Here is an 18,288-nt window from a genome sequence, read left to right as displayed (position 1 = left end):
CTATTGACATACACCGTTGCCGTAACTTTCTAAAAACAACAATCCATTGAAGTTTTAATTGATACAGTATAACATCTCACAAATTGATATAATATAACATTTCAAGAGGTGTTAAATGCACAAACTTTTCCAAGTGAACCTACTGGGTGCGGCGGTGGTAACGGCAATATTGTCAGGCTGTGGCGATGTAAAAACCACAATAGTTAAAAAGGAGTCTGTTGAAGTACCCAGTGAAAGTAACAACGATAGTGATTACGCCATAGAGTCAATGGGCCGATTAGCTATCCTCTCAGGCCAAAGCGCAGATCTGAGTATCTTTGATTTAGACAATGGTAATTTACTGGAAAGTTTTGCACTGACGCATAGCTCAAATACACTCACAGCTTCCCCAAGCTATCGCTATGCGGTAATTAATAGCCGCAATCAAAATTACGTAGGTTTTATTGACGGGGGTCTGTGGCGTGAAGATCATGTAGCGCATCAACACGATTATGCACAAACGCCGCTGATGAGTGCTTATGAATTAACAGGCAGTGCGCCAACTCACCTTGTAAAACACGATGGACAAATGGCCATCTTTTATGACGGTAATACCGAACAAGGCACGCCCGCATCAGTACAGGTTGCCACTGACATTGATATCACCAATGAGACCTCTGAATTAGCAACGGTAAATTACGATATCAACATGCATGGCGTGGCTGAACCACGAGGTGAACACTTACTTTCATCAGTGCGTCGCGACGATGCACAAAGCACGTCAGCAAATAAAATTCTGCCCGATCAGGTCGGCGTATACCACCGTCACGAAGGTACGTACGAGTTGGAACAACTACTAGAAGTTACCTGCCCGAACTTACACGGCGCAGCGCAAAACCATGACTTTGTGGCTTTTGGTTGTAGTGATGGCGTGTTGATAGCCCACCAGCATGGTGATCAGTATGAGGCTGATAAAATAGCAAATATTGATGAACTGGGTGAGCTACGCATTGGCGCTTTATATGGACATGAAGCAAGTGAGGCCTTCATTGGTATTGCTTCGAGTCACGGTGGCGGTCCTGCCATTTTAGTCAGTGTTAACCCGCATTCCAATGAAATGGAAGCGCTGGAATGGCAACCAACGGCCAACCCTGTTGCTTACAGCTTTTCACACCAAGGCGAACATTTTCTGGTACTGGATGAGCAAGGCTTCTTGAATGTCCTTAGCCTCCATGAACATAACAGTCATACACACTGGGAATTACACTCTCAGTTAGATATTTCAGAGCAAGATGTTACAGCTATGCCTGACGGCATGCAGTTCAGCATGACGGTCGCGCAAAATGGCCTCTACGTGTATGTTGGCGACCCGATTGCACAACATGTAGTTCAGATTGACCTACAAAGCATGACCATCACCTCAGATATCGAATTGAGCTTTGCGCCTAGCGCAATTACATGGTTAGGCATTGCTGAAACTACACAAAAGCATCACTAGAGACAGCAGTAAAAATGAGTGGCCACGCATATTGCTTACTTGGCCACTCCAACCTCAATACTTCTTCTGTTTAGATCACAATGTAAATCAAATTCTTTTACCAACATACAATCCATTGCTGCGTACAATCCGTTGCGGCTTATAACCCTTTGGCCTGCTGGCAATTTAGGATTAACAAGGCTCGTTACCACACATTCTTGGTGGGCTAACAACTAGGGTGATAGTTTTAGATATTTGATCTGTATGGCCATCATTATCAGTTACACGCCCAGTTACTTGGAATGTATCACCAGAGTTACCATATAAGCTCAGAGAATCTCCAGCTTGCTTAACACCATCAACCCAAAGCTCTGCTTTGACAATGTGTCCATCACGATCAGAACCATGTGCTTTGACATAAGTTTCTGTTGTACCCTCATCGCGAATCACTCTAACACCAGCCCTTGGGGTATATTCACACTGCTGCTCCATCACAGGCTCACTATGTGAATATGGCACCTCCGCGCTGCACGAAATACCAGTTCTATATGTGAAGTCATTCAAAAACCATGTATTCGTACTAATTGTCGCCATTCCCGTTAATGTAACCCAACGTTTAGTTGTCTCATCAACATTTCGGCTCAAAGTTTCAGAATATGTGTGACGCTGAGAGTTTCTATTTTGATCATATTTGGTGTAATAATGGTACGCTGTACATGATGCATGACCGGCGTATATTTTAGTTTCTGATACCTGTACATTCTTACAATTAACTGGTTCATCACCAGCATTAGCAGTTGTTGCAAGTAATAAACATTGAGCACTTAAGCCCAGTAACGCACTTTTGCACACAAGTGTATTTTTCTTATAGGAAGTCGCTGTTCTGGTCATTTAATTTTACCTTATACTTTTCTAATTTATTTCAATAGTGAATGTTAATCAGTTCGCGTTTGTACGCGCCGATGCGTTAGCGCATCACACAACTGATTTGTGTACAGGCTAAATGTGTTTTCAAAATATTGTTAAGAAAAAAAGGACAATGAGTTATAATATCGGGACAAATAAAAATAACCAGATATATCAAACAAATAGAAGCCAAACCTAACCTAAGACACTGTGATGTTTTTAATATATTTGCGTACAATCTTGTAGCGAACGCAATTCAAATGTCTCTAATCGTTAAGTTCTGCGCATACTGAAATCAGATAAAGTCTATCGCTTATGAAAACAATCAATATAATCTTGCTGCTCGTATGTAGCATCATCCAAGCAAACGCTATATTCGCTGCAGAACCAAACACCGAGTTTCACGTATTAACGCCTCTATTTCATAAACACACAGCGCCTGACAATTTGGTTTTTGGCAATGTGAGAAACATTGAGCAAGATAACTCAGGCTTTATCTGGTTTACGTCTTCAGCAGGACTATTTAGGTATGACGGTGGACAGTTTTTGTCTCATGCTTTGCCAGAAAGTCCAGATGTATTTGACATCAAGTTTTATGGCGATGCAATGTGGGTTGCTACGCTTGAACACGGGTTGTATAAGCTTGATTTAAAGACACACCAAGTAAAAAGGTATACCAAAAACGCAACCCGCCCGGAGCTTAAACTGCCAACTAATTCATTAGCACAGTTGAGCATTTCAGGAAGCACACTATGGATTGCGACATCCGCTGGAATCGCACAGTTAGATTTAATAACAGAGTCAATTGTAGTTAACCCTCAGTTAGAAGAGAAACTACCAAAAAACCTCAACACTAAACACATTCTCATGGATAGTAAGTCTAGGCTGTGGATAACTACGTTTGGAAATGGCTTATACATGTGGGAGTCACGCCTTAGTCACATAAACCACTATAGCGGAGAAAGCCACTCTACACACCAAATTAACAGTACAAATGTAACCCACGTCGTTGAAGATAAGAGCGGTACAGTTTGGGTTGGTACATTTAATGGCATTCAATATTTTGACGAACACTCTGAATCTTTTAAAAACGCAGATGGAATTGAGAAAAAGTCCATCAGTAGTTTAGCTGTGAATAAAAATGGCGAGATCTGGGTCGGGACCTGGGAACAAGACCTATATAAAATAGACCCAAAGTCCAAATCAGCTACCGCAATTAGACCACAACTTTCTGAACAGCCATCTTTAGAGCAACTGCAAGTATATGACACGTTTGAGGATCGAAATGGCAATTTATGGTTCGCCTCTAATGATGCGATTTATCAATTAAGGTTCTCTGCAGCTTTCTTCACCCATTTGGCTTACACCAAAGATAAACCATGCTATATCAGAGGACTAGCACTCAACTTCAACGATAAACTTTGGTTTAGTTGTAATAACCAGTTGCTAGTAACCAATACCGAACTTTCCGCTGTTCCAACGACCATTTTCAAAGCCCACGATGAAATCGCAAATTTGACTATTGATGGAAAAAATAATATTTGGCTGTCGTTTTTTAGAGGAAACGACCTCATAAAATATGAGCCAAGAACTGGCACATCTACTCACTTTAAACCGAGTCAATACACTGGTTTACAGGGCGGTGTTGTACTTGGGGCAACGAAAGACATACAAGGTGGCTTCTGGGTTGGCACTTACGCTGCGCATATTCCCAATAAGAGCGGACAGCTACTGAAATATGATGTAAATACCAACAAGTTTGAGCCTCACTTACTGAATATCAATGTGATAAGCCTCAGTGCTTTAAATGATGGCTCATTACTCTTGGCTACAAATAAAGGTATCTTTCACTATCAACCCCAAACTAAGCAATATACGCGAGTTGATCCAGATAACAACGTATCTGAAATTGGGAGAGTTAATTCACACTTCAAAGACAGTAATGGCGATATATGGTTCAGTATTTTTGAGGTTGGTTTGCTCAAGTACACACATAAAAAGCGTACTCTTAATTTTGTACAACTTCCCCCTCATATAGCAAATAGAGAATTTCAAAGTATGACCGAGGATGCTGAACAGCACTTATGGTTTAGTTCTCAAAGTAACCTGATTCGATTTTCGACAAACAATCACACTGCGAAAGTCTTCACATCCAATGATGGCCTTAATGTCGAAACATTTTTACGCGCCTCATCGGTCTTTACCCAAAACTCAGAGTTATTTTTTGCTGCAACTAACCGCATTGTAAAGGTTCTTCCACAGCCTTTATCAACAGCCCATATAAAAGCACCTACTGTTTTAACCGATTTCAAAATCAAGAATCAAACCGTGAGATTGAAAAATAAGGAGCCACTGTCTCCACTAGAAACTGCAATTCACACCACCGAACACTTGACCTTGTCACATGAAGATTACTTTTTCTCTTTTTCATTTAGTAATTTAAATTACATGGAGGCACCGCTAATACTTGCATACAAGCTCACAGGACTGGATGATGATTGGGTGTACATGACTGATAATAATGGTGTTGCTACCTATACAACATTACCTGAAGGGGACTATATCTTTCAGGTCAAATCACAGAACCAAGAAGGTCTGCTCGTCAGTGAAAGTAAACCTCTCATGATTAAAATTTTGCCTCCCTTTTGGCGTACTTGGCAAGCCTACACACTCTATACGCTACTTTTATTTTTACTTATATACGCCGCAATTTATGCTCGAACCAAGGTGTTAACAATAAAAACCAGAGAGCTTGAAATTGGGATCCAGCAAAGAACAGCCGAACTAGAAGCTCGAAACCAGACAATAGAAGCACTCTTCAATGCCAAAAAACAGTTATTTGCCAACGTATCACACGAATTTAGAACACCATTAACATTGATACTTGGTCCTGCTGACAAATTGCTAGGCTCGCAAACCAACCCAGAGGTTATATCTAATGCCTCACTGGTCAAGAAAAATGCCCAAAGATTACTGTATATGGTTGAGCAACTATTGGAGTTAGCAAAAATAGATTCTCCTTTAATTGCTAAAAAACAACACTATGACCTCAACCAAACTATAACAACAATGATTGCTTCTTTTCAGTCTACGGTAGAGGAAAAGTCTCAAAGACTAGAGTTTAGTTCAACATTTAATGCTCAACTGGAGCTCGTTCGCGACTCTCTAGATACAATCTTGATCAACCTTATTTCGAATGCCACAAAATACACACCTTGTGGTGGAAAGATTACCATTGAAACTCTCTCAAATCCTCACGCAATAGAGGTAATTATATCGGATACAGGAATTGGTATTTCCCAACAACATCAAGCGTCGATTTTTGAACCATTTGTACGAGTTGATGACCAAAACGTTGATTATGAAATAGGAACGGGTATTGGCCTAGCCTTGGTAAAAGAACTCATACAAGTGAATGGAGGCTCTATTACTATTAACAGCGAACCTAATAAAGGTGCCTCTTTCATCCTAATATTTCCATTAAAGTCGGTAATAAGTTTCTCTCTCAAGCCCTCGCGTTATAGTGTGCCTTACATTTCGCACAATGCCGATAAGCCAATAGAGAAGCCAGATGAAACAAAAGCACAGCCAACCCCCCCTGTAAATGAAGGCCGAAAGTCAGTCTTGATCATTGACGATAATATAGAAATGCTGAACTACCTAAAGAGTTTACTCAATTGTGAATTCTCATGTTTTTTGGCGCAAGGAGGAAAAGAAGGGATTGAAATAGCTACGGACATTGTTCCTGACTTAATCCTATGTGATGTCATGATGCCTAATATAGACGGTTACACTGCAGTTGAAATGCTACGCGATTGCGAGGTTACCAGTCATATTCCTATCATAATGCTCACAGCCAAAGGTGATATGCAAAGTAGAATAGAGGGCTGGAAAAGAAATGTTGATGACTACATTTCCAAACCATTCCACTATCAAGAACTAAATACGCGATTACAACGCTTATTATCAATACGTGACAAATTGAAAAAGACATTTGCCAAAGATTTGCTCAACCCGAACTTTTCCGCTGATCAAAGGTTGTCGGAAATCCGTCCTAAAGACTCTAAATTTATCGAAAAGTTTACGCAGGTCATCGCACAGAACTACCAAGATGAAACTTTTAATAGAAGTCAGGCTGCGGAATTGCTGGCAATGAGTGAACGGCAATTAAACCGAAAGTTGTCCGCATTACTTGATTACAACTTCACTGAATATTTGAGGAAATACCGTTTGCAAAAAGCACTTACCTTACTTGGCAAGGATTATCAGATTCAACAAATAGCCGAAAGTGTAGGCTTTGCTTCGGTGACATATTTTAGCCTCTGCTTTAAACAAGAGTTTGGCAAAAGTGCAAAAGCCTATGAAAAAGAAATGATAGATAAAGCTGGGCTCTCGTAACTTGATATGCAAGCATTGAAACCTAGAGCCGATAAATGCACATAGGTGCTGCGTAGCATGTTTTTATAATGAGCAGGGCGTCAATAGAGGTAGAGATAGATTCAGGCTCCTTGAACTGCCCTTCCTTAATTCGGTGAGTGCTTTATCATCACTGAACCTTTGCTTCTTTTATTATCTATTTCTTGTTTTGCGGAGATTGTTCTTTCTATATTTGCTTTTTAGTGTGGTATATAGCAAAACACTACCACTACACCACATAAAAAATAACAAAATCGCTGCGGGTAGAAACAGCCAAAGCTTTGCCCATTCGGCAAACCAACTACCGTCGTGGATAGCTTCAATGGTATCTGAGCGCCGATAAGCAATCTGTAAAACCGCTCCCGATTGCGCATCTATCTGAGCCTCCCAACTATTCGCCGCAACGAGCTTAATTACTCCCTTGTTTGGTCTTACATCAAGTCGGTCAATCTGTTGCCAACTAGACACTTCTAATTCAGGGATTGACTTTGCAACGTGTAAAATCTGCTCAAAATGAATGCTTGGGCTACCCGTTTGACCTTTTTGCGTTGCCGGTTGCACCCATTCAAACTGTTTTTTAACTTGTAATAGGAGGCCGCTACCAATGACGATAACGCAAGGGACTAAGATCATTAGGGCCAACCACAAATGTACATGGCGGCTAAACTGCCTCAGTTTACTCAACACAACTCACTCCAACTTCAAAAATGGGCTAATACAATATTTGGGCACGCATCACACACCAGTTGACTTGAATATAGACTCACCCACTAGAAAGTCATTCTCATCGTCAAATGTATGTCTCGACCTTTTGCAAACGGAGCAAGATCATCACGAGAGGTGGCATATAAGCGGTTCGTCAGGTTTGTCACATGCAGCGCAAGCGTGAGATTATCATGTACTTGATAGTCATATCCCGCATCCAAAATTGATACTGCATCGCGGGGTAACTCCCCCTCAGCCAATTCTTCACTCGACTGTCTATGTGTCAAAGCAATAAAGCCCTGACCGTACTTACCATAGGCAGAAATAGCAATGCGATGTTGAGCGGGTGATATATCAGCGATGCGCATACCTTGCTGGTTTTCGCCATCTAACCATTGTCCTGAGAAGCTCAGTGTCCAATGCAAGTCGATGTGATCAAACTCATACTGCCCTTGATAATTAACGCCATGGACGATTGCGCTACTCACATTACGATAAGCCAACAGATCTTCTGCAATTCTCAAACGTTCAATATAGTCGTCAATGTTTTGTTGAAACACGCCAATAGACATCTCTAGCGCATCTCCTTGAAAGCTTAGACTAGTCTCGGTATTGAACGACTTTTCGGTTGCCAAACCAGTCGCCCCCATTACTGTCCCTCTGGGGGTAGAGCCATGAAAATATCGCTCTGTTAAACTCGGCACTCGATAAGCTTGACTCAGATACCCCGCCCACTGCCAATGGTCATTGAGATGATGTATATAGCCTATAAATGCGCTCAAGTTTGTGTCTTGACTCGTGTGCTTGGAGCGTGTATCACGCTGGCGTTGCTGCGCCATTCTCACGCCACCAGCCAAGCTACCATAACGCAACTCGTTACTAAACTCTGTGGCCAGGTATGCCTCAAATTGCTGAGCATCCAAAACCAACTGCTCAAACGTGAGATCACTGGCGTGTGCTGTTTCTCGTTCTGAGGCTTTAACCCCAGTTCTTGCATCTATCCCCGCACGCCAATTGAACAAATAGTCGTGATGACGAAACTCCTCATTGAGCTGTACCCCCATGTCAAGTGAGTCGTTTACCACCATATTCACCCGCTCGGTTGGCCGCTTCACAACGGTTTGTAGTTTACTGTCATGCAAATACACACGCATGTTCAACCAATCAAGCTGCAGCTTTGCCAGTATGTGATCATTGCTTGGATAAATAGTCGAACGCTTGGTCACATCATCTGCACTGGCTTTTGCGATGTTATTTGCCGATGAATATAACAAGAAGCTTTCACGTACATGGCCTGAATCTGCGCGATGGCGAATAAGTATGTTGTGTTGTTCAAATCCATCAGAAATTGTGCCGCCATCGCCATCGCGACTATTGTTTGCATGGCGATGGTTCAGCATCCAACTCACATTATGATTGTCTGTCAGGCCTTCTAGTTGAACTTCCCGATAATCTGCAAGGTTACCTTGGCGATATTTAATCGCTGGCTGTTTTGCAAAAGCCAGTGACAAATCAACGCCCCCCCCTATCGCACCAGAGCCCAACTGGGTAGACGCCGCCCCCTGAGTAATATGCGCCTGCTCGACAAAGCTAGGTGGCACAAACTCGACAGATGTACCTGCACGTCGCTCCGTATATATCGGGATCCCCTCAACTAACATCTGGATACGCCAACGGGCAAATCCACGAATATTGATGGTCTGAAACAAGCCCCCTTGCCCATTGAGGCTCACCAGCGGCGACTGCTGCAAAAGCGTAGCTAAACTGTCCGCACTGAAACGGGTTTCATCAAGCACCTTTTGCTGCGGTAAAACTTTTGACAATGAACGCTGATATGGCGGGATCTGTTCTATCACTTCGATACGCTCTTCGACCATTTTTGCAACGGCAAAAACAGGTAAACAGGGCAAACTGATGAGTAAAAGTCTAAGATCCATAACAACGAAACATTGGGCTTTGGGGGCGTTCATCCGCTCCACAACGCGTTTAACAATTGCGGCCAGCTTACACAAAAAAATAATGAATGTAACAACTTCAAGACGAACGTGCGAAACCTGCATTTCATCCCTTTTCTTTTGCATTAACTTGATGTTGACACTAACGTCGATAGCGAACATGAAGAATAATAATCCTACTTGAGGCATAAAATGAAAAATCTACTCAAAGCAGCAATCGCCGCTTCTTTTGTGGTTTCCTCTGTACCAATACTTGCAAAAGACAAGGCCGGTGACGCCGATAATAAGGCACTATTTAGCAGTACAACCTTTGAAGCGATGGCACTGAGAAATATTGGTCCCGCCTATATGTCAGGTCGTATTGCTGACATTGAAGTGGATCAAAACAACCCCTCGACTTGGTTTGTCGCCGTGGGCTCAGGTGGTATTTGGAAAACTGTCAATGCCGGAACTACTTGGACACCAGTTTTCGATAAACAAGCGGTTTACTCAACTGGTGATGTCACCATAGACCCTAACAACTCCAACATTATTTGGGTAGGAACGGGTGAAAATAACGGTGGTCGTCATATTAGTTTTGGCGACGGTATTTATAAGTCGGTAGACGGTGGTAAAACTTGGCAGAACATGGGCCTAAAAGAGTCCGAACGCATCTCCGATATCATCGTTCACCCTAGCAACTCAAACATTGTATGGGCTGCCGTGCAGGGGCCACTGTGGACCAGTGGCGGCGAACGTGGATTGTACAAAACAACAAACGGTGGTGAAACTTGGAAGCAAGTACTCAAGCCTGAAGATGAGTGGACTGGGGTAACCTCACTACTGGTTGACCCACGCAACCCGGACAGACTCTATGCCGCAACTTGGTCTCGCCAACGTACAGTGGCAGCTTATGTGGGCACGGGCCCAGGTTCAGGTATCCACACCTCAGAAGATGGTGGCCAAACATGGACTGAGCTTAAAACAGGCCTGCCTACAGGTAACATGGGTAAAATAGGTATGGCAATTTCGCCAATCAACCCAGATATTATTTACGCCACCATTGAAACAGATAACCGTAAAGGTGGGTTTTATCGCTCAGAAAACCGTGGCGCGAGCTGGAGTAGACTGTCAGACGAGGTAGGTGGCGGTACCGGCCCTCACTACTATCAAGAAATTTTCGCTGATCAGCATCAGCTGGACCGTGTCTACATTGCCAGTAACTACAGTAAAGTCTCTAATGATGGTGGTAAAACTTGGACACCTATCAACACAAAACGTAAGCATGTGGACGACCATGCCTTTGCCTTCCACCCGACCGATAAAGATTTTGTCCTGATAGGGTCTGATGGTGGTATTTACATGTCTCATGACCGCATGAAAAACTGGCGTTTTATGGCTAACTTGCCACTGACTCAATTTTATAAAGTAGCGCCGGACGATGGTAAACCCTTCTACCGAGTTTATGCTGGTGCACAAGATAACTCAACACAAGGCGGCCCTTCTCGCACCATCCGCTCCGAAGGTATCAAAAACAAAGATTGGTTCTTAACTCTGGGTGGCGATGGCCATCAGCCTGCCGTTGAGCCAGGCAACCCCAACATAATGTACTCACAATGGCAGCAAGGCAACCTAATGCGCCATGACTTAAAAACGCGCGAGAATGTTTATATTAAACCTCAACCTCGCCCTGGTGAGCCTGCTGAACGCTACAACTGGGATGCTCCTATCAACGTTTCAAGTCATGATCCAAAACGTATTTATCATGCTTCTCAACGTGTGTGGCGCTCTGATGATCGTGGTGATAGCTGGACGCCGATTTCAGGTGATTTGACGAAAAACGGTAACCGTATGCATATGCCGATGATGGGACGCACTTGGTCGGTAGAAGCGGGTTGGGACTTGTATGCAATGAGTGAGTATCACACCATCGCAAACTTCTCAGAAAGCCCTGTTGATGAGAACATCCTTTGGGTTGGCACCGATGATGGCCTCATTCAAGTCACCACTGATGGCGGCAAAAACTGGCGAAAAATCGACCTTAAAAAGGTTAAAGGTGTGCCTGAAACTGCCTACGTTAATGATATTCGAGCCGATTTATTTGACCCAAATACGGTTTATGTCGCGCTCGATAACCATAAGTACGGGGATTTCAAACCTTACCTCATTAAATCGACCAACTTAGGCAAAAAGTGGACTTCGCTGAGTCAAGATCTACCTGATAAGCATCTCGTTTGGCGTATCGTACAAGACCACGTCAACAAAGACTTGCTGTTTATAGGTACTGAATTTGGTATTTTCTTCACCGTGGATGGCGGTAAAAAGTGGCTTGAACTAGACGGTGGCATGCCCACTATCTCAACCCGTGACGTGAAAATACAGCGTCGTGAAAACGACTTAGTGGCAGGCACATTTGGCCGTGGTATCTACATCCTAGATGACTATGCGCCACTTCGTGAGCTAAACGAAGAAGCTATGGAAAAGGACGCGCTGCTGTTTGCCCCTAGCCGCCCAGTCAAATGGTTCCGTTTAGACGACAACCACAGCGAAACGGATGGTGACGATCGTTTTGCCGCACCAAACCCAGCTCACGGCGCGACTTTGACCTATTTCCTTAAAGAGAGTTTGCTCACCGCCAAAGAACAACGCCAAGAGCAAGAGAAGAAGCTGGTAGAAGATAAAGAATATCCGAAATATCCAAGCTGGGACGCCATTGAAGCTGAAAATCAAGAGCCTGCGCCAGCCGTTTATATTGAGATAACGGATGCTTCTGGGGCGTTTGTTAACCGAGTTGCAGGAAAAACCAAAAAAGGTTTACACCGTATTACTTGGAATATGACTTATGCCGATACGAGCGCAATCACGGGCGAGGAGCGCTCACCTTGGCACCCTCTAGGTGATGGCTTGATGGCAGCCCCAGGTAAATACACCGCCACACTCTATCAGCGCGTAGGCGCTCAAGTGACGCAATTAGCAACACCTGTTGAGTTTGAGCTACAGCCTATTTTTAATGGCTCATTGCCGGGCGCTTCATTTGCAGATGTACTAGAGTTTGGCCAACAAATTGTTGCAGCTCAAAGACGCTCAACTGCTGCCAGTAGCATACTGAGCACCATGGAAGAAAACATGAAAGCAGTTCGTACGGCACTTGATCGCACACCGGGCAACATTACAGCGCTCGAAAAGCGCTATGCTGATATTCAAAATGAACTTCATGCGATCAATGTCGAGCTATACGGTCTAGCTTCACGCAATAGAATGGGCACTAAACCTGCCAACATCGACAGCCGCTTAAACTATGCGATGTCGGGAGCAAGCTCATCTTATGGCCCAACGCAGCAACACCGTGAGCAATTTAGCTACGCTCTGGAAGGACTTGATGGGGTGAGTAAGCGTATTAGCACATTACAACAGGTAACAATTCCTGCGCTGCAAAAAGCAATGAATGAGGCTGGCAGCCCATGGACTGCTGGTTCACCACTTATGACGCCATAAAGACTAGCTATCTAGATTAACCCAAACGGCACCTACTTAGGTGCCGTTTTTCTACCAGACAAGTCGCAAATTATCTACCTGCATACCCAACGCAAAAGAAATCAAGACGATAAAAACGCATGGCAACACAACATAAGTAAACCATCAGAACTCTATCGTATCTCCCAAAATAGGAATATCCGCCTTAATATCATGCTGTTGTTCAAGCTTATCCGCCAATGCAGCTAACGCGTCGGGTTCACCATGAACTAACACCACTTTGGGCGCGGTTTTAAAATGGCAAACCCATTCAATTAAAGCGGCCTGCCCAGCATGGGCAGAAAAGCCATTTAAGGTTTCAATATTGGCCTTGACAATAATATCTTCACCAAACAGTTTAATGTGTTGCGCACCATCAACCAAAGCCCTACCCAGAGTACCATTGGCCTGATAACCCACAAAAATGATGGTATTGCGACTATCCCAAATACGGTGTTTGAAGTGATGAGTGATCCGCCCGCCCGTACACATGCCGCTGCCAGCTATGATCAAAGCTCCATTACTGATCTTATTGATAGCCATAGACTCTTCTGCATCCACCATTAGGTGTAATGTCGAAAGAAAGTTCTTCAGCAAGGTTTGCTCACCGGTGCACAACTTTTTCACGCCTTCACAGTCAAGTGTTGGTAGCCACAGGTCATAAATCGCGGTCACTTCAATCGCCATAGGGCTATCTAGGAAAATCTGCCAATTGTCGAGCTCTTTTGCCTGCTGGAGTTTGCCAAGATAAAGCAATAACTCTTGCGTGCGCCCCACAGCAAAAGCGGGGATCATCACATTTCCTCCTCTGGCAAAGGCAGTATGAAGAATATCTTTTAGTTGAGCCTGCGTATCCCCTAACGACTTATGCTCACGATCGCCATAAGTCCCCTCCATCAGCACAATATCAGCTTCTTCAAGGTACACAGGGTCATTCATCAACAATGTATCGGTATTGCCTAAATCTCCCGAGAAGACCAATTTCTTTTGTTCGCCATTCTCAGTCATGGTTAGCTCTACAATCGCCGAACCCAGAATATGCCCTGCATCATGAAAACAAACAAATGCGCCTTCGCCTATTGGCACTCGTTGCTTATAAGCAATTGGCTTGAGGCAATCCAATACATTTAATACGTCCTCTTTTGAATACTGCGCTTCAATATCTGACAGGCCCTTACGCGCCCGCTTACGGTTTTCTCGGCGCAAGTCATTTTCATACAAACTCAAAGAATCAAATAGCATCACGGGTAAAAGCTGCGCTGTAGCCTCAGTGCAATAAATCGGGCCATCAAATCCGTCATGTAAAAGGGATGGCAGGCGACCGGAGTGATCCAGATGCGCATGAGATAAAATAACCATATCTATGCTACGAGGGTTAAACGCAAACTGAGCACGAGAAATAAGATGCTTAGCCCTCATTCCTTGGTGCATTCCACAATCGAGCATCACCTCACCAAGGGTTGCGGAACGAACAACGTGGCACGACCCCGTCACCTCCTGAACAGCACCATAAAAAGTAATTGTTGCCATAGACTTATCTCACATTTATGCATAGGTAAAAAACCTTCGGATGAGATCAAGTGTAGCTGTAAATTGCACTATGGCTGGTATTCAGTACGAATAACAATGGCGATGCGTATTGAATTAAAAATCTCTGAGCATCGAAAGCAAAGGCGGATGTTTATTGTAGTGCTAATAACTATGTGAAGTGTAATGTAATAACTAAGAAATTTAGAAAGCCGCTTGACTTACATAAGCAAATCAAGCGGCTACTAAAATTATTGAGTCAGCCTATAAGCCGGGTTCTGTACTCTTGCGAGCGATAATCATTCGTCTAGGCCTAGGATCGCTCCTAGGCTCAAGCAACCTACCCGGTTCCGATGTGGGCCACACCATAAGGAACCCTATTTGGTCTTGCTCCGGGTGGAGTTTACCTTGCAACCAACTGTTACCAGCGGCCCGGTGCGCTCTTACCGCACCCTTTCACCCTTACCAACCCGAAAGTTGGCGGTCTCCTCTCTGCTGCACTTGTCGTAGGCTTTCGCCCCCCAGCCGTTAGCTGGCACCCTGCCCTGTGGAGCCCGGACTTTCCTCCCCCTGATCATTTTCGTCACAGGCAGCGATTATCCAGCCGACTCGGCGCGGATTATACGCGGAATCTCGATACATGCCTATAGCTTCAGTGATAAATTATGTCAGCTAGGCTCGATTTTTGGGTTTGCGCTAAATGAAACTGTACTACCAAGTTCACCAACACCAACATGGCGATGCCTATCAACAACATAAGCCAGTTGCTCACTCTCGCTATCGCAAACGCTTCATTAAACCAATTTGCGAAAAACACAGACAACAACGTACCTATGAGTACACCAGCTAAACACACCAACGAAAACTCCAAGGTGACCATCGCCATCTGTCGGTTAGCGCTAAGCCCCAGTGCTCTGGCTATACCCATCGATTTTTTACGCGCAACGAAGTTAAATTTCACTACACCCCAAACGGCTGCGAACACCACCAGTAAAAATGCCATTATCACTGCTTTTAATATTGCCCCCAAAGCCATTTCCTTTTGTAATCCCAGTGAACGCTGTGCTAATAAAGGCTCATTGCGTGTGAGCAAGCGCTTTACTGGCTGAGCATAAATCACATCAGCTAGCTTCTGCGATAATGATTGTATGCTTTGTGGATTGTTTGTATGTACCAACATGGATGTCCATTTCCCGAGCTTTTGCTGAGGTAGTACAAGGGTAAACTTACCTCTTTGTGCCTTAAAGTTGGCTCCTACCAGAGGGTCTAAAACACCAATCACAGTGTAACTTTGAGCGGCGTTTTGTATCGTTTTGCCCAACGGTGAATCATCCCCGAAAAGCTTACTTGCTAGTGTTTGATTAATGATAACCAAGGTTGGTTGTAGCGCATCTTCAGCTGTTGCTGGCACCACTTCAGATGCGTTAAAGTTACGCCCCGCGACCAACTCAATATCTAGTGCAGGTAAAAAGTATTCATCAGCATAAAACACGCTGACACTTATCTCGTCTTGACCATTACCGCGTTCTAGCGTCATCTCAGGCCCCCCGCCGCCATATGGGGTAGGCGTAGCAAAACTGACCACATCAACGTCTGGCAAAGACAATAACGCATCTCTATCGGCTTGCGCTTGTGCACTGTGATCCACACCGTCTTCCAGATACTTAACCCATAATGCAACAGTGTTTGCTCCCAAATACGGAGTTTGCTCGATATCCTGATGTGTTTTAAGTAACACTGCCAGCGCATTAACAAGCACCATTACCGCCAATGCTATAATAAATGCCATCATGGCAAATGGTAGCTTACGGTAGTGAATAAACTTCATCATTGTTTTTATGTTCATAGCTTACCTGCGAATATAAATGCTCTTGCTGTGGCAGCATTGGCTAATTGGCAACACACTCGCCAGAATCACACCAAACAAACAACACACTGCGGCAATAACAATCGGTGTAAGGTCTAAACTTGCAACCTGTTGATAACTGCTGCCATACAGCTTCTCCATATAACTCAAGCCCAGAGCGGTCAGTAACATACCCAGTACACAGCCGCCTAGTGCCAATAAAGTTAACTCTGCAAACAACATGCTCGATACGTATCGCTTGGATGCACCAAGTGCCCGATAAACATTTAAAGCGCGACGGCGCGTTGCATAACTTGCAAACAATAACGCACTCACACAAACCAGACAGATCACTAAAAACACTATCGCCAACATTAAAAGTAGCTTGCTATCACCGTTAACCACTTGATTTCTCTCTAGCCATTGCGCCGACGAGAGTAACTCAAACTGCTTATGCCCTCTGAGCATTCTACCCTTTAAAGATTGTTGCTCAGTGTAGCCTGCCAGCGCCGTATTAAATGCTTCCATATCTTGCTTTGAGTCAAACTGAACCCATAGTTGTAGCCAAATCATTGAAGTTGTCAGGACATCTCGAAAGCCACTCATTGGCTCATCTCTCCAGCCAAGTAAACGGCCATGCGGTAATACGTCATGCTCAATAGCGGTATGAAAAGGTATATATAAATCCTCCGTTGCGGCATAGGGATCAACGTGTAAATCGTATACCTTAGGCGTCATTTCAAACTCAGTTAGCACTCCCACTACGGTGTAAACTTTACCGTCTAAATACACGAGTTGCCCTACACTGTCACTTGAGTCAAACAATACTTTGTTGGCATGAGAAGATAACACCACCACCGCGGTTCGATTAACATCCTCTTCAAAACTCCATGGTGCACCATACTTAAATTGTGTATGGAAAATACTGAAGAAATCAGGCGTCGTTGCTCTGGTGGTGAGTTCATACACATAGGATGAGTTTGGTTGCTGAGCTACAAGTTTTGAATCATAAGTAAGCGCTCCTTTACTTGCTCCTAAAAACTGTAGCAATGCCGTACCATCTTGATAGCTCAACAGCGGTGGTGTCCACTGTAAATCTTTGTCTGGACTCCAATCATCAATGGTGACATAACGTGTATCGTGTTGAACATCAGACATGGGGTTGCTCGACATAATGTGATAGACACTGTAAGTTGTGCCAAACGCACCCAGCCCCGTTGCGATTAACATAACCACCAGCACATTCACTAATGATTGTGATTTTAGATTACAAACTAGGGTGCTTAACCGCATGAGGCTAGCTCCTGTGGCTGTACTTCTACAATTTTACCATCGGACAAGCTAATTTTTCGTGATGCCAGGTTAGACAGGTTTTCATCATGCGTCACCATTAAAATGGTGGTGCCTTGGCGGTTAATTTCTTGTAATAACTGCATGATCTCAAAAGCCATTTGAGAATTTAAGTTACCCGTAGGTTCATCGGCTAAGATCATTTTTGGCTCGCAAACCAAAGCGCGTGCAATCGCCACACGCTGTTGTTGTCCACCTGAGAGCAAGTACGGCTTGTGATGCACTCTTCCTTGCAAGCCCATTCTTTGTAGTTGATATAATGCCCTGTCTTTTGCGTCCTGCGTTTTTACGCCTGCGATTTCAAGTGGCAACATCACGTTACTCAACACATCCAGCTCTGGTAGCAAGTTGAAATCTTGGAAAATAAATCCCAGATAGCGATTGCGCATGGCTGACAGCTTAGTGTCGCTCAGCTTACTGACGTCGTGACCTGCCAACGCCAAGCTACCACTTTGAAATCGCTCTAGTAATCCTATGGTATTGAGTAAGGTCGTTTTGCCCGCCCCAGACGGGCCGACAATGGACACAAACTCCCCCTCATTGACACAAAAAGACAGCGACTTAAACACTTGTGTACGAATGCTTCCCACGTCGTAATATTTGCTTAACGCGTTTACCTTAATAATTGACTGCAT

10 protein-coding genes and 1 other RNA gene are annotated in these 18,288 nt (G+C 44.0%); 3 read left to right on the top strand and 8 right to left on the bottom strand.

Going from position 1 to position 18,288, the window contains the following annotated elements:
- The first annotated feature begins 115 nt into the window (after positions 1 to 115).
- Positions 116 to 1,477, top strand: a complete 1,362-nt coding sequence (locus L1070_RS05175; protein WP_237124726.1) for a 5-methyltetrahydrofolate--homocysteine methyltransferase — start codon at positions 116 to 118, stop codon at positions 1,475 to 1,477.
- Between the two features lie 171 nt (positions 1,478 to 1,648).
- On the opposite strand, the gene L1070_RS05170 is transcribed toward L1070_RS05175, so the two are convergent.
- The gene (locus L1070_RS05170) at positions 1,649 to 2,347 is read right to left on the bottom strand and encodes a hypothetical protein (protein ID WP_237124725.1); all 699 of its coding nucleotides are present in this window, start codon (positions 2,345 to 2,347) and stop codon (positions 1,649 to 1,651) included.
- Between the two features lie 330 nt (positions 2,348 to 2,677).
- On the opposite strand from L1070_RS05170, the gene L1070_RS05165 reads away from it, so the two are divergent.
- Complete coding sequence (locus tag L1070_RS05165; protein WP_237124724.1) at positions 2,678 to 6,760, top strand: two-component regulator propeller domain-containing protein; 4,083 nt, start codon at positions 2,678 to 2,680, stop codon at positions 6,758 to 6,760.
- 171 nt (positions 6,761 to 6,931) lie between these two features.
- On the opposite strand, the gene L1070_RS05160 is transcribed toward L1070_RS05165, so the two are convergent.
- Both L1070_RS05160 and L1070_RS05155 read right to left on the bottom strand, forming a co-directional pair.
- The gene (locus tag L1070_RS05160; protein WP_343221731.1) at positions 6,932 to 7,465 is read right to left on the bottom strand and encodes a PepSY domain-containing protein; all 534 of its coding nucleotides are present in this window, start codon (positions 7,463 to 7,465) and stop codon (positions 6,932 to 6,934) included.
- Positions 7,466 to 7,548: 83 nt separating this feature from the next.
- Positions 7,549 to 9,543 (bottom strand): TonB-dependent receptor, encoded by a 1,995-nt coding sequence (locus L1070_RS05155; RefSeq protein ID WP_237124722.1) that lies wholly within the window; start codon positions 9,541 to 9,543, stop codon positions 7,549 to 7,551.
- A gap of 87 nt (positions 9,544 to 9,630) precedes the next feature.
- Here L1070_RS05155 and L1070_RS05150 point away from each other — a divergent pair, with 87 nt between their 5' ends.
- Positions 9,631 to 12,912: a glycosyl hydrolase gene (locus L1070_RS05150; RefSeq protein WP_237124721.1), complete on the top strand. Its 3,282-nt coding sequence runs from the start codon at positions 9,631 to 9,633 to the stop codon at positions 12,910 to 12,912.
- A gap of 144 nt (positions 12,913 to 13,056) precedes the next feature.
- Here the strand turns inward: L1070_RS05150 and L1070_RS05145 are convergent, their stop codons facing one another.
- From L1070_RS05145 to L1070_RS05125, 5 genes are all read right to left on the bottom strand, one after another.
- The gene (locus L1070_RS05145; protein ID WP_237124720.1) at positions 13,057 to 14,460 is read right to left on the bottom strand and encodes an MBL fold metallo-hydrolase; all 1,404 of its coding nucleotides are present in this window, start codon (positions 14,458 to 14,460) and stop codon (positions 13,057 to 13,059) included.
- Positions 14,461 to 14,708: 248 nt separating this feature from the next.
- An RNA gene (gene rnpB / locus L1070_RS05140) (RNase P RNA component class A) lies at positions 14,709 to 15,069 on the bottom strand.
- Positions 15,070 to 15,109: 40 nt separating this feature from the next.
- Positions 15,110 to 16,303: an ABC transporter permease gene (locus L1070_RS05135; protein ID WP_237124719.1), complete on the bottom strand. Its 1,194-nt coding sequence runs from the start codon at positions 16,301 to 16,303 to the stop codon at positions 15,110 to 15,112.
- Positions 16,304 to 16,306: 3 nt separating this feature from the next.
- Positions 16,307 to 17,596, bottom strand: a complete 1,290-nt coding sequence (locus L1070_RS05130; RefSeq protein WP_237124718.1) for an ABC transporter permease — start codon at positions 17,594 to 17,596, stop codon at positions 16,307 to 16,309.
- Positions 17,587 to 18,288 carry an ABC transporter ATP-binding protein gene (locus L1070_RS05125; protein WP_237124717.1) on the bottom strand — a complete coding sequence of 234 codons (702 nt, stop codon included), beginning with the start codon at positions 18,286 to 18,288 and terminating at the stop codon, positions 17,587 to 17,589. Before L1070_RS05125 ends, L1070_RS05130 begins: the two co-directional genes overlap by 10 nt.

This window comes from Pseudoalteromonas sp. MMG022 (genome assembly GCF_021654245.1).
Taxonomy (GTDB): domain Bacteria; phylum Pseudomonadota; class Gammaproteobacteria; order Enterobacterales; family Alteromonadaceae; genus Pseudoalteromonas; species Pseudoalteromonas amylolytica.
This window is presented reverse-complemented; position numbering and strand designations above follow the sequence as displayed.

Bases quoted from the DNA above. Each gene is read 5' to 3' on its own strand.
- L1070_RS05175 (WP_237124726.1), top strand. From the start codon at position 116: ATGCACAAACTTTTCCAAGTGAACCTACTGGGTGCGGCGGTGGTAACG.
- L1070_RS05170 (WP_237124725.1), bottom strand. From the start codon at position 2,347: ATGACCAGAACAGCGACTTCCTATAAGAAAAATACACTTGTGTGCAAA.
- L1070_RS05165 (WP_237124724.1), top strand. From the start codon at position 2,678: ATGAAAACAATCAATATAATCTTGCTGCTCGTATGTAGCATCATCCAA.
- L1070_RS05155 (WP_237124722.1), bottom strand. From the start codon at position 9,543: ATGCAGGTTTCGCACGTTCGTCTTGAAGTTGTTACATTCATTATTTTT.
- L1070_RS05150 (WP_237124721.1), top strand. From the start codon at position 9,631: ATGAAAAATCTACTCAAAGCAGCAATCGCCGCTTCTTTTGTGGTTTCC.
- L1070_RS05145 (WP_237124720.1), bottom strand. From the start codon at position 14,460: ATGGCAACAATTACTTTTTATGGTGCTGTTCAGGAGGTGACGGGGTCG.
- L1070_RS05135 (WP_237124719.1), bottom strand. From the start codon at position 16,303: ATGAACATAAAAACAATGATGAAGTTTATTCACTACCGTAAGCTACCA.
- L1070_RS05130 (WP_237124718.1), bottom strand. From the start codon at position 17,596: ATGCGGTTAAGCACCCTAGTTTGTAATCTAAAATCACAATCATTAGTG.
- L1070_RS05125 (WP_237124717.1), bottom strand. From the start codon at position 18,288: ATGCAGTCAATTATTAAGGTAAACGCGTTAAGCAAATATTACGACGTG.